This is a genomic window from Thiocapsa sp. (assembly GCF_022340925.1).
In the GTDB taxonomy this organism is placed as follows: domain Bacteria; phylum Pseudomonadota; class Gammaproteobacteria; order Chromatiales; family Chromatiaceae; genus Thiocapsa.
In genome coordinates, this window is record NZ_JAJDNA010000133.1 from 1 (window position 1) to 12,998 (window position 12,998).

The 12,998-nt window shown below is 63.7% G+C and carries 11 protein-coding genes; 6 read left to right on the top strand and 5 right to left on the bottom strand.

The window, feature by feature from the left end; translation table 11 throughout:
- The first annotated feature begins 990 nt into the window (after positions 1 to 990).
- The 3 genes from LJE61_RS14895 to LJE61_RS14905 are packed head-to-tail and all read left to right on the top strand — an operon-like array spanning position 991 to position 5,115.
- Positions 991 to 1,380, top strand: a complete 390-nt coding sequence (locus LJE61_RS14895) for a type 2 periplasmic-binding domain-containing protein (protein ID WP_296918861.1) — start codon at positions 991 to 993, stop codon at positions 1,378 to 1,380.
- Position 1,381: 1 nt separating this feature from the next.
- The gene (locus LJE61_RS14900) at positions 1,382 to 2,572 is read left to right on the top strand and encodes a porin family protein (RefSeq protein WP_296918863.1); all 1,191 of its coding nucleotides are present in this window, start codon (positions 1,382 to 1,384) and stop codon (positions 2,570 to 2,572) included.
- 26 nt (positions 2,573 to 2,598) lie between these two features.
- Complete coding sequence (locus tag LJE61_RS14905) at positions 2,599 to 5,115, top strand: EAL domain-containing protein (protein WP_296918864.1); 2,517 nt, start codon at positions 2,599 to 2,601, stop codon at positions 5,113 to 5,115.
- Positions 5,116 to 5,260: 145 nt separating this feature from the next.
- On the opposite strand, the gene glcF is transcribed toward LJE61_RS14905, so the two are convergent.
- The 5 genes from glcF to LJE61_RS14930 all read right to left on the bottom strand — a co-directional run bounded on the left by glcF (position 5,261) and on the right by LJE61_RS14930 (position 9,693).
- On the bottom strand, positions 5,261 to 6,472 hold the full coding sequence (gene glcF, locus LJE61_RS14910) for a glycolate oxidase subunit GlcF (RefSeq protein WP_296918865.1): 1,212 nt from the start codon (positions 6,470 to 6,472) through the stop codon (positions 5,261 to 5,263).
- 9 nt (positions 6,473 to 6,481) lie between these two features.
- Positions 6,482 to 7,567 carry a glycolate oxidase subunit GlcE gene (gene glcE, locus LJE61_RS14915; protein WP_296910302.1) on the bottom strand — a complete coding sequence of 362 codons (1,086 nt, stop codon included), beginning with the start codon at positions 7,565 to 7,567 and terminating at the stop codon, positions 6,482 to 6,484.
- A 165-nt stretch (positions 7,568 to 7,732) separates the two neighbouring features.
- A complete protein-coding gene (ruvA, locus tag LJE61_RS14920; protein ID WP_296910292.1) occupies positions 7,733 to 8,341 on the bottom strand; it encodes a Holliday junction branch migration protein RuvA in 609 nt (202 codons plus the stop codon).
- Between the two features lie 4 nt (positions 8,342 to 8,345).
- Positions 8,346 to 8,903, bottom strand: coding sequence for a crossover junction endodeoxyribonuclease RuvC (ruvC, locus tag LJE61_RS14925; RefSeq protein WP_296910290.1), 558 nt, complete (start codon positions 8,901 to 8,903; stop codon positions 8,346 to 8,348).
- 40 nt (positions 8,904 to 8,943) lie between these two features.
- Positions 8,944 to 9,693: a YebC/PmpR family DNA-binding transcriptional regulator gene (locus LJE61_RS14930; RefSeq protein WP_296910288.1), complete on the bottom strand. Its 750-nt coding sequence runs from the start codon at positions 9,691 to 9,693 to the stop codon at positions 8,944 to 8,946.
- 213 nt (positions 9,694 to 9,906) lie between these two features.
- Between LJE61_RS14930 and LJE61_RS14935 the strand changes: the two genes are divergently transcribed.
- The 3 genes from LJE61_RS14935 to yacG all read left to right on the top strand — a co-directional run.
- Positions 9,907 to 11,883 carry an LOG family protein gene (locus tag LJE61_RS14935; RefSeq protein WP_296910287.1) on the top strand — a complete coding sequence of 659 codons (1,977 nt, stop codon included), beginning with the start codon at positions 9,907 to 9,909 and terminating at the stop codon, positions 11,881 to 11,883.
- Between the two features lie 159 nt (positions 11,884 to 12,042).
- Positions 12,043 to 12,852: a cell division protein ZapD gene (gene zapD, locus LJE61_RS14940; protein WP_296918866.1), complete on the top strand. Its 810-nt coding sequence runs from the start codon at positions 12,043 to 12,045 to the stop codon at positions 12,850 to 12,852.
- A 2-nt stretch (positions 12,853 to 12,854) separates the two neighbouring features.
- Positions 12,855 to 12,998 (top strand): DNA gyrase inhibitor YacG (gene yacG / locus LJE61_RS14945; protein ID WP_296918868.1); only part of this gene is annotated, 144 nt, incomplete at its 3' end.

A 12,998-nucleotide genomic window follows, 5' to 3' on the forward strand; every position in this document is an offset into this window, starting at 1 on the left:
CCTGGCGTCGTCGAAACTCGACGGGCGACCGACGGGCTGGGCCCGCGACCAGGCCCCTGTTATCATTAACCGAGGCCGCACAAATCCGATGCATCATGGCCCGCCTCGGTTGTATAGCAACGGGGCGCATCGAATGCAAGCGCTGGCGTCAGTTGAACTTAGCTTTGCTACGCGTCGCCAAGCCAAAATTTGGCGCTCTCACTGAGCTTGAGTGGTCCAGATTTCCCGTAGGGCAACCCGAATCGGTCACTTTTTGCCCAAGCCTGCTGGTTTGAACCGACAGTCCGACAGGCTGCTAGTCAATCGCTAGCGAGGGATGATGCCGATTCATGGCCATCCTGGCCGTCATCAGCCCGCCTTCCGAGCGGCACGACTCTCGGAAGGCTCCATCTTTAGGCACTAAGGTGCTCGAATATGCCGGGGCCTCCAGCCCCGAACGGGACCAATTCGTGATATTCGCCCTTGCGGGCCAGCTAAGTCGGACAGAAAAGGAGGTCTCTGGCGATGCAAAACAGGAGTATGTCACCCGGCGTCCTTGGGGCACGCGAATACCTCCTTACCTGCGGCGAACGGGGATCTGCCACTTGTGTCCAAGCCCGCTCGCCGCTTAAACTCAGGGCTGCAGCACCCCGAACCCCGAAAGACGGTCGCGCTCAACGCCCTTCCCGTCGATCATGACAGAGATCATGACATGATTCGCGGTCTGCGGACGCTCAGTACAGGAAGATCGAGATAAGCGACTCGGGCCATGTCACCGAGTCAGCATGTCGCCGATGCGGGCGTCTGTTCGGGTTCGGTCGGGAAGACCGATACGCGCCTGAATCGTTTTCATCGGCACAGTTGTTGGACGCCTGAGGAAGTCAGGGCCTGACCGAAGTGACGATGGCAATGGAAAGTTCGATTCAGGACTACTAGGACCCGCTCTTGATCTCCCGACCCGCGCCCGCGAGATCCCGCGTCTGCCGCTTTGTCTTGTCGAGCCTGATCGGCGTGGCACTGGGCACATGCGCATTCCGCGCATGTGCCCAAGAGTTGATCGCGAACCCTGGATCAGGGGTCGACGCCTTGACGCGCAATGAGGCACGGCTGTACTTCACGATGCGACTCAAGAATTGGCCGAACGGGACGTTGGTCAAGGTTTTTGTTCTCCCCGACAATAGCGCATTGCACGGAAGCTTCGCCAATCGAATCCTCGAGCTCTACCCTTATCAACTGCGTCGCGTCTGGGACCGCCAACTCTTCTCAGGGACCGGACAGGCTCCGACGACGGTTGCGAGCGAGCAGGAGATGCTCGATCGCGTCGCAACGACCCCGGGTGCGATCGGTTATGCGAGCGCCGCCCCTTCTAGTTCCAGTCTCCGCGTCTTGGAGGTGCGCTGAGATGCGAATCCGCTTAGGGACAATCGCGCTGCTCGCCGGTCTCGGCACGCATTGGGCGCACGCCTTCGAGCTTGCTGACGGCAAGCTCCACGTCAACGGCTTTGCCAGCCAGGCCGTCGTCAACACCAGCGACAACCGGTACTTCGGAGACAGCCCCAGCACCTCTTTCGACTTCACCGAGCTGGGGGTCAACGCCTCCTACCAGGTCACGCCGGCAATGCTGGTCTCGGGCCAGGTGCTGAGTCGGCGAGCCGGCGACATGTACGACGGATCGCTTTCATTGGACTACGCGCTGCTCGATTACACGTTCCTCTCGGATGCCGAGCGCCGCCTCGGGGTGAGGGCCGGGCGGATCAAGAACCCGCTCGGCCTGTATAACGAGACCCGAGATGTCCCCTTCACGCGCCCCGGGATCTTTCTCCCGCAGGTCATCTACTACGACAGGCTCCGCAACCTGCTGCTCTCATCCGACGGCGTCATGTTCTATGGCGACCTCTTCGGGGACTATGGCAGCCTCTCGCTGACCTTGACGGGCGGCCAACCCGTCATCGACAAAAACGTCGAGTGGGCCTATCTGACAGATGACTACGACGGCGATCTCGAGCCCGACGGCATCAGCTGGGTGGGCGGCCTCTGGTACTCAACACCCACTGAAGAGCTCAAGCTGGGACTGAGCGCCGTCAACACGAAGATGCAGTTCGACGCCGGGCCGACCTCGCCTCTGCAGTCCGGATCGATCGATGTCACCGACTGGATCGCCTCGCTTCAGTACAATGCCGAGGACTGGACCCTGTCGGCCGAGTATTCACGCACGCCGACGAAATTGAAGGACTTCGGGCCTTTCTGGCCCTTCGACGATTGGGTCGCCGAGGGGTATTACCTCCAAGGCGCCTACCGCCTGCGGCCCAACCTCGAGCTCATGGCACGCTATGAGGAGGGGTTCTTCGACCGCCAGGATCGGGATGGCCTAGCGGCCTCCGCCCTGACCGGCGGATTCACGCCCAGGTTCGACTTTTTCTCCAAGATCTGGACGCTGGGTCTGCGCTGGGACATCAACCCCCACGTCATGCTCCGTCTCGAGTACCAGCGTCACGACGGAACCTTTTCCCTGTCCATCCGCGAGAACCCGGATCCCACCCAGCTCGTGCGGGAATGGGATGTGTTCGCCGCCTCCATCTCAGTCCGCTTTTGATGGCCGATCCGGTGGATACCACGCCTGTGGGCACCAAACGGTGGCGTCGTCGTCGTGAAAGCCTCCTGTGGAAGGCCCTCGGCGGGCTGCTTCTGTTGCTCGCGGTCGTCAATGCATCGCTGACCTGGCTCGCCTATCTTGAGCTCGACGGTCAGTTCAAATCCAACCTATCCGAGCTGCGCACACAACAGGAGAGACAGCTACGAGACATCCTGGAGGTACGCCAGGAAGAGATGTCGAGGTTTGGGGCCAGTCTGGTGAATCTCTACCGGCCAGACGCGAAAGAGGAGCCGAACCTCCAACAGAAGATCAAGCAGGCAGTCGATGCCAATGCGCCCACGTTGGACGTCGAGTGGGACATCGTGTCGATCCATTTCGTCCAGCTCGATGGCACTGCGGAAGTCGCCTGGCCAACCGCAGGAATGGCTGGGGCAGAACTGCCAGCACCAGTCTTGCCGGAGAAGTGGATCGCGAATCTGCTGGGGGACTTCCAGAGCCAGGGGCAGCGACATACTCGGCAGCCGCAGGGGATCCTGAGCTGCAGCCCGACCAGCCCTAAGGCATGTCACCAGTTCGTCGCCACGCCGCTCTTGTCGAAGGGGGTGCCGGTTGGATACCTCGTGCTTGGCAGGGCACTCGAAGATGCGTTGAAGGCCTTCGTGGAGTTGACGGGCGCGAAGGTCGCCATCGCCGAGACGGGGGCGGTGCCGCTGGACCCGCATTCCCCATCGGCTCCAGACGTCTGGCCCATTCTCGCCACGGCCAAGGCCGAATTGGAAGCGCTCGGCGCCGGGGCCGCATCTGTCCGCGCAGCCCAGGCGGGAGAGTTGCACGAGATTTACCGGGTCCCGCTCTCCCCCGGCATCGACGCCCTCGTCGTCAACGATCTCACTGAGAAGAACGATAAGAAGGAGCAGGGTTGGAGGAACATGTTCTTGGGCGGCTTCGCGGGCCTGGTCCTGTCCGGACTGGTTCTAATGGCAATCATCCACGGGCCTCTGAGCCGATTGAACGACCTGGACGCGGTGCTCCCCTTGCTGGCGGAGAACCGCTATGCCGACCTGCGCAGTCAACTGCCTGAGCGGAAGGAGACCCTCCTGCACCGGCTCATTGGCAGCGACGATGTCGATCGCGTGACCGACACCGTCAGAGACCTCACTGAAGAGTTGGAGCGGCTGGCGCATGCCCGCGATGCCGCCGCCGCCGAGAAGATCCGCAACGCCAGGCACGATCCGCTCACCGACTTGTTGAATCGACGCGGCTTCGAAGAGGATTTCCCGGCGATCCTCGAACGGGCGCTGTATTACCGACGCCAAGGCGCACTCCTCTTCCTGGACCTCGATCAATTCAAGGATGTTAACGATCTCAGCGGCCATCACAGCGGGGACAATCTCCTCAAGCTGGTCACGGAACAACTTCGGCGGGTCACGACGGAGCAGACCGACCTCCTGGCAAGACTCGGGGGCGACGAGTTCGCTATTGTCTTGCCCGAGGCCACGGACGCCGAGGCAATGGACTGTGCCGACAGGATCCAGGCAGCGGTTCGCTCGATCAGTCTCCCGGAAGGTGGACGACACCACAGGATCTCGGCAAGCATCGGCGTCGTGCTCTTCCCGACACATGGAGAGGAGATCGTGGAGCTGATGCAGAACGTCGACCTGGCGATGTATCAGGCCAAGGAGAAAGGAAGGGGCCGTTGGTGCCTCTTCTCCGAGGAGTTCCGGAACAAGAAGCAGCTCACCGACCGGGTCCTGTACCGTGATCAGATTACACAAGCGCTGCAGCATGATCGCTTCGAGCTCTACGTCCATCCGATCATGGAGATCGCCACCGGACGTCGCCGTCACATGGAGGTGCTTCTCCGGATGCGCGATGCGCGCGGGGACTTGGTCTACCCGGATCGGTTCATCCCGGTGGCCGAGCGGACAGGACAGATCCAGGCCATTGACGAGTGGGTCATTGAGAGCGCGGTCAAGGCCTTGCGCGATCACCCGGACCTGCGGCTCTCGGTCAATCTCTCCGCCAGCGCCATGGACGACCCAAAAACGCTGCCGCTGGTGAAGAGACAGCTTGAGCGATACGGGGTCACGCCGGGGAGGATCGCGTTCGAGGTGACCGAAACGGCCGCGATCAACAGCATGCTGAGTGCCAACCAGCTGATGCGCGGCATTCAGGACCTCGGATGTCGTTTCGCCCTGGACGATTTCGGCAGCGGCTATGCCTCCTATGCCTATCTGCGCGACCTGCTCGTCGATGAGGTCAAGATCGACGGTGCCTTCGTCCGCGACATCGCCAAGAAGCCGGAGGATCGAATCTTCGTCAAGGCCATCACCGATATGGCGCATGCGATGGGTAAACGCGTGATCGCCGAGTTCGTCGAGAACGCCGAGATCCTCTCGATTCTCGCCGAGCTGGGTGTCGACGATGCCCAAGGCTACCATTTCGGACAGCCCGCTCCGCTCCGCTCCGTCAGCCCCGGGTACGCACTGCAAGCCACCTCCACCGGGCCGGCACCTGCCAAGCGTGCGGAAGGCGCAGCCTAGCTCGACCCATGATGCCCAAGCCGATGAAGCCGATGCGTTCGGTCATGACAATACCCTCACGGGTTGACATGAGGCTGGGCCGAGCCAGTCGGGGCACGGGGGCCGGAGGTCCGACGCGTGCTCGCCAAGCACGCGACCGATTCTTCTATGCCTCGTCGAGCAGCTCCAGCCAATGGACGACGGGAATCTCGCTGCCGCCGGCAAGGTGGAGTTGGCAACCGATGTTTGCCGTAGCGATGATCTCGGGCTGACCCGATTCCAGGGCAACCACCTTGTTACGTAGCAGGCGTGCGGACAAGCCCGGCTGCGTGATCGAGTAGGTGCCAGCCGAGCCACAGCACAGGTGGGCATCCGGTATCTGCGTCATCACAAAGCCCAGTCGCGCAAGAATCGGCTCCACGACCTGCCTGAGCTGCTGGCCATGCTGCAGCGTGCAGGGAGCATGGAAGGCAACCCGTCGATCGCGCCCCGGGGCACCTAGCGGCGATATGTCACTGGTCCCGAGGACCTCGACCGGATCGCGTGCCAGGGCCGACACCCGAGCGGCCCGCTCCGCATAGCGGGGATCCTGGGACAGGGCATGACCATACTCCTTGACCATCGCACCGCAACCGCTCGCCGTGACGAGGATCCCCTCACAGCCCGCCTCAATCTCGGGCCACCAGGCGTCGATATTGCGCCGCATGGCATCGAGCCCCTCGCCCTGGGCGCTCAGGTGATAGGCCACCGCACCACAGCAGCCGGCACTCGGTATCTCGATCAGGTCGATACCGAGCCGGGCGAGCACCCGTGCCGCGGCGGCATTCGTCCTGGGTGTCGTCACCGACTGCACACAACCGGCGAGGGTCAACATGCGACGGTGTCCGGCGGGTCTCGGCCAGGGACCGGCGGGGCGATGCGGGGGCAGCTTCGACCGGAGCCTCGTCGGGAGCAGCGGCTTGATCCAATGACCGACCCGCACCAGCGGACCGAGCCGAGCTGGATAAGGAAGGGTCTTCACAAGCGTCCAGCGCAAGAGACGCTCCGGCAGCGGACGGCGCACGCGTTCCTCGACCAGATGTCGCCCGATGTCGAGAAGTCGCGCATAGCGGACCCCCGAGGGGCAGGTCGTCTCACATGAACGACAGGTCAGACAGCGATCGAGATGCCCCTGCGTGATGCGGGTCGGCTCCTGGCCCTCGAGCACCAGCTTGATCTGGTAGATGCGACCCCGAGGCCCATCCAGCTCATCGCCCAGAAGCTGGTAGGTCGGGCAGGTCGCAGTGCAGAAACCGCAGTGGACGCAGGACCTCAGAATGGCATCCGCCTCACGTCCGGCAGGGGCGCTCAGGAACTCGGGTCGGATCTCCGTCTGCATGCCTGACCCCTAGAGTCCCCGGTAAAGGCGCCCTGGATTGAGGATGCCTTGCGGATCGAAAGCCCGCTTCAGACGGCGGTGCAGCGCGAGGAGGGCCGTCGGCAGCGGATGGAAGACATCCGACTGACGGTCCCCACCGCGAAACAGGGCCGCATGCCCACCCACTGCGCCGGCCTCGCATCGGATGATTGCGGCGTCGGCAGGGCTGCGCAGCCAGCGTTGCGCTCCGCCCCATTCGATCAATTGATCGCCCAACAGGGAGAGGGGCGGGGTCGTTTGGGGCACCGACAGCCGCCACACGGGTTGCTCGCCGGTGAAGAAGGGATGGCGCTGCTCGCGTAGCTGATCAGCCCAGAAGCGATTCGCCAGAGACGCGTCGACCCGCTCACCGCCGATCCGTTCGGCCGCGGCCGCAACACCGCCTTGATTGCCGGACAGGCGGATCCAGAGCCGCTCCCCGTCGAAGCAGGTCGCGCTGACCGGGAGCGGAGCGGCGGCGAGCCGATTCATACGCTCGATCGCCTCCGCCGCGGAGCTGTCGTACGTGAGGGTTCGGGTCGTCGCGGAAACCGGCAGCACCTTGATGCTGATGTCCAGCAGGATACCGAGGGTACCGAAGGCGCCGGTCATGACTCGCGCCAGATCGTAGCCAGCGACATTCTTCATCACCTCGCCACCAAATCGCAGCTCCTCGGCGCGGCCTGTAAGCACTCGGATGCCCAGGACCAGATCTCGCGCCGCACCCGCATAGGGTCTCGCTGGACCCGATAGCCCGCAGGCGATGGTCCCGCCGATGGTGGCGTCTGAGCCTGTCGCCGCGTCCGCGAAGTGCGGGGGCTCGAACGGGAGCATCTGCCCCTGCTCGGCGAGCGCGTCCTCGATCTCGCGAAGCGGGGTCCCAGCGCGTGCGGTGATGACCAATTCCTTCGGCTGGTAACTGAGGATGCCCGTATGAGCGGACAGGCACAGTGTCTCGCCGACACTTGCGCGACCGAGGAAGGACTTGGTGCCGTTGCCTTGGAGACGCAGAGGCGTGCCGGCTTCCGCCGCACCCCGGACGCGATCTCGTAGCTCTCTGGTCAGATCGTTGCTCAACCGCGCCACCACCAGGTGAAGACACACGGCGCGCCTGTCCCGCGCAACCAAAACGGCTCCAGCGACTTCAGGGCCCTCACTGGAAATCCGGCCTGCCCGACGGGACCGCCCTTGAGACGACGACAGTCAAAACTGCCGGGCATCAAGGCCGCCGCGGTACCGGGGCTAGCGGCCACTGGCCGCCCGCAGGGCGTTGCGGATGATCTCCTCGGCGCCGCCGACGCCGTCGTCGGCCAGGCGCACCATGCGGGTCGCGTCGATGGGCCGGTAGCCCAACGCCACAAGCGCGCTGACGGCATCGGTCATCGCCTGCTCGCGCCCACCGCCATCCCGCCCCCGATCACCGACGAGGGTGGAGACGGAATCGGGGATTGCGTCCAAGCGGTCGCGCAGCTCAACGACGAGGCGCTGGGCCGTCTTGCGGCCGATGCCGGGCATGCGGATCAGGGCATCGACATCTTCCTGCTCAATGCACTGCGCAAACCGAGCCGCGTCCATCCCCGAGAGGATCGCCAGGGCGCTGCGTGCGCCGATACCCGTGACCTTGAGCAGCCGACGGAACAGGGCGCGCTCTTGCTCCCGCGCAAACCCGTAGAGTACCTGAGCGTCCTCACGAACCAGGAGATGGGTCACCAACGTCACGGTGTCGCCAACCGCAGGCAGGTCATAGAACGTGGACATGGGGGCTTCCAGCTCATATCCGACCCCACCCACATCGAGCAACAACTGCGGGGGATGCTTGAAGACGATCTGGCCACGCAGACGACCGATCATGCCATCAGGGCCGCCAATCGCGCCAGGATGCCGCCGCGCGCCCACGCGCGGGGACACCCATTGAGTGGGCATGACAGAGGGCAATCGCCAGGGCGTCGGCCTCGTCCTCTGCCGGAACCTCCGCCAGTGTCAGCAGGACACGCACCATCTGCTGAACCTGGGCCTTCTCGGCACCGCCGGTACCGACCACCGCCAGCTTGACCGTTTTCGGACTGTACTCGTACACGCTCACACCCGACTTGAGTCCGGCGCAGAGGGCTGCACCGCGTGCCTGGCCGATCTTGAGCGCAGCGGTCGGGTCTCGTGCGAAGATGAGCTGCTCGACCGCCATGTCCTGCGGCTGATGTTCGGCGACGATTGCGGCGATTCCATCGAAGATCGAGCCCAGGCGATCCGGCCAGCGGCGTTCCGCCACCCGCAGCGTGCCACTGGCGATCCATCTGCTGTGTTGTCCGTCGGTGTCGATCACTCCAAAACCGGTCGTTCGCGATCCGGGATCGACACCCAGGATGCGGTGCCGCAACCTAGCGGATCGGGGGGTAGGTGTTCCGGAGAGGTGCACGGAAACGGGGTAATCCTGAACGGCTGACCGGTCCCGGATCTCAGCTCTCGAGGTCAGCCATGATCGCCTCTGTAATGTCGGCGTTGTGATAGACCTCTTGCACGTCATCCAGGTCCTCCAGCACATCGATCAGGCGCAGGACCTTCTCCGCGGTGTCCCGTTCGAGCTCAACCACGGTCGCGGCATTGTAGGTGACCTCGGCGGCATCAGTATCAAGTCCCGCCCCGCTCAGCCGATCCTTGACCGTCTCATGCTCCTCCGGCGCCGTGATCACGTCCAGGGAACCGTCGTCGTTGACGATGACGTCCTCGGCACCGGCCTCGAGGGCCGCCTCCATCACGGCGTCCTCGTCGGTGCCGGGCTGGAAGCTGATGATCCCCTGCTTCGTGAAGAGATAGGCGACCGACCCGTCGGTTCCGAGGTTACCGCCGTGCTTGCTGAAGGCATGGCGAACCTCCGCAGCGGTGCGATTGCGATTGTCGGTCATACAGTCGACCATCACCGCGACCCCGCCAGGACCATAACCCTCGTAACGGATCTCCTCGTAGTCCTCGCCCTCCATACCTCCCGAGCCGCGCTTGATGGCACGCTCGACGGTGTCACGCGGCATGTTTGCACCGAACGCCTTGTCCATCGCCAGCCGAAGCCGCGGATTGGCGGCCGGGTCGCCGCCCCCCTCCCGGCTTGCAACCGTGACTTCGCGGATCAGCTTGGTCCAGACCTTGCCGCGTTGCTTGTCTTGCGCCGCCTTACGATGCTTGATGTTGGCCCATTTGCTGTGACCGGCCATCGATGCCTTCTCCTCACTGGAATCGCCCGAGCGGGCGATGCATGCGCCGACGCGCAGGGTTGACACCGCCGGGGCCGCACTGCATGTTGTGCGGCCCGATATCTTAGCATCGGCCGGCCGGCATCGGGTAAGCCGCGACCCGATCTGAGGCCCGGCGCAGGGCTCGACCCAGATGCGGCGATTCGAGCAACCACCGGTTTCAGGAACATTCGCATGTACGCAACCCCCGAAACGGGCGACGGCTGGATCACCCACCTTGTCGGCGCCGACGATGAAGGCCTGATCGTCGAGGCCCGTTTCGCGATGTCCCCGAGGTTCAGATCTCTGGTCAAGGGCCGTCAGACGGATCTGGTTTTCGCCGCCCGCAGCCGCCTCGCTCGCCTCGGGATCAATATCTGTCCGCTCGCCGACCCCCTTTTCAACTCAGATCACTGCACCCTGAGGCTGCAGGTCGTTGCCGCGATCCGGTCATACGGCATCACGGAGCACCTGCGACACATCGTGATCCCGGGTCTTCGGGTCGGCCGCCTCGTCTATTGCCCGCAGGACAACCGGCTCCATTCCGCCGAGATCCACCGACTCATCCGGAGCAACGACATCCAGGTCCCGGCAGGTTTCTCGGTCGACAGCAAAGGCTATTTGATCCTGCGGCCGCAGCAGCAGATCTTCCGCTTTCTCAAGCCGCTGACACTCGATGAGATCACCGCCGTTGCGACCCACGCGGACGGCAAGGATCTGCTCAATCGGCTACAGATACGCGAGCAGGTCGATCATATCGAGCTGCCGCCGCAGGATGGCTTAGTGACCGCTTGCTCGATGTTCCTGCACCGCCACTATGTCGTCCTGCGGAATCTTGACGACTCGCTCGGGTTCCATCTCCAGGCCACGGTTCTCGATCCGGTTTCGACCCGCGGCACCAATATCTATCTGGAGTTTATCAATCGTTCCGATCAGCTGATCATCAACCCAGCCGTTGCGGCCTCCGTGCACGAGGCCATTCCGATCGCGCCGAGTCGCCGCTACTGGCATGGAGGCCCAGCATCCGGGCAGGTCGACCCCGAATCAGGCGACGAAACCGAATACCGGAGGCTCTCGGAGATCTTCGATCGGCTTGAAGCCGGCCCGCTGAAGGATCGGTACTCGCATCGCATGGTGGCAGTCACGCTCCGCCCCGAAACCCTGTTGGACGGAGGCAGCCCCGACTGGATCTGGACTCAGCCCGAGACGCCGCTTGATCCGCGCCGCGGGACGGACCTCTCAGCCGGCCTGATCGCCGAGGGTCTAGCGCTCGATACCCGCGCCGAGTACGGGACGCGCATCCTTGAGCACGTGCCGGATGGCGCGCGGGCGACCCTCCTGCTTGGATACTTCCCAAACCTGATCGAGCACACCGAGATCTGCGCCGCGGCGCTGCGCGAGCGTATCGGTCGGATCCTGTTCCATCGCGTCTCTTTCGAGCACGGGCCTTTCCTATCGGCCCGAGATCATGGCCGGCTCGCCGACTACGAGGGCTTGGGGATCGAGGTCTTTTGGTGCAACCGGGCACGCGGCCATGTGGTCCGACACGTCTTCCGCGGCCTACGCGGATACTTCACGGCACCAGAGAAGATCGATCGCTTCCGCTCCAGCCTGATATTCGCCATCTATGGCTCGACCCAGCCGCTGACTGAGTCGGCGGCACAACAGGCCGAGCGCCTGTTGGTGAATCTGAAAGCGCTCTTCGGCAGCGAGATTAGCATCCTCACCGGGGGCGGACCCGGGGCCATGCTGCAGATCACCAACGCCGCGCACCGACTCGGCCTGCTGGTCGGGTCGAGCTTCATCGAGACCGTGGACCAGGAGCCCAACGAGACCGCTGATTACTACCAGACCTTTCAGGCACGCAGCCGCCAGGCTCGCCAGCGCTGGTTCGAGATCGCGAGCTTTCACCTGTTCCTTCTCGGAGGTGTCGGCACTCTGGAGGAGATCGGACTGACCCTGACCGACATGAAGCTGGGGGTGATCGAGGCGGCTCCGATCGTCTTTTTCGACGGATCGGGAGACAGCTTCTACTGGGAAGGCCTGCAGAGCCAGTTGTCCCGAATGGCCAAGTGCGGGCGCATGCCCAGCTGGCTCCTCGACAATGTACTGATGACATCCGACCCAGACGCGATCCCGCGTTTCTACAAACGCGCCTTGCGGCTGGGCTGACTCGGCGGGACGCGGCCTCAAGGGCCGTCCGGTGCATGCGAAATGCTGGCGAGACCCCGTGACAACCTCCGGCAAATCCCGGAGAATTCGTTCCACTGGAAACGCGCACGGCGGCGATGGATGCGCGACCTTCCGATGACCGCCGCGCAGACCAGGCCGATGCAACGGGAACAAGGTCGCGCCGAGCCTGGAGGCGCCTTCGTGTCGACACTGCTGACATTCGAACATCCGCTCAACGAACGGGTCCGAACCTTCCTGCGTATCGAGCACCTCTTTGAGCGGCTCAACTACTTCGCGCCTCAGTACGACTCATGGACGACCCGTGTGGCGGTCGAGTCACTACTCGATATCGCTGCAGTCACTGCTCGCGCGGACGTCAAGAACGAGCTCCTCAAGGAGCTCGAGCGTAACATGGGCACACTCAAACGCATCGCGGACCAACCAGGTGTCGACCCTCAAGCACTCGAGCGAGTCCTCGCTGACATCGAGAGCGCCATCAGCGGCGTCCGGCGTTTGACCGGTCCAATCGGGCAGATCGCGCGCGAGGATGAGCTCTTGAAGAGCGTGGCCCAACGCAGCAGTATTCCCGGGGGCGCCTGCAGCTTTGATCTGCCTCACTTTCATTACTGGCTCACCCAGCCCCCGGACATACGTCAGGCCCGGATCGAGCACTGGCTTCAGGATCTCATACCCGCGGAACGCGCCATTCGACTGGTCCTTTCGTTGGCCCGCACCAGCGCATCCCCCCGCCAAGTCTTCGCAGAAGGCGGTTTTTTTCAGGAGGCGCTCGATGCCCAGGCGCCCGCTCAGATGGTGCGGGTCGGAATCAACGGAGACGGCTCCCTCTATCCGGAGATCAGCGGGCACAAGAGTCGATTCAGCATCCGCTTCATGGAGAGCGGCTCCCGAGGACGCCCCTCCCAGAGTGCCGAGAACATCCCCTTCAGGCTGACCTGCTGCGTCTTCTAGACATGGCCAGGACCGTTTCTTGCCCCCATTGCGGAAAACCCGTGGTCTGGGGCTCGACCTCCCCCTGGCGGCCGTTCTGCAGTGAGCGTTGCCGCCTGATCGATCTCGGTGACTGGCTCGACGAAAACCACCGGATCCCCGATGCG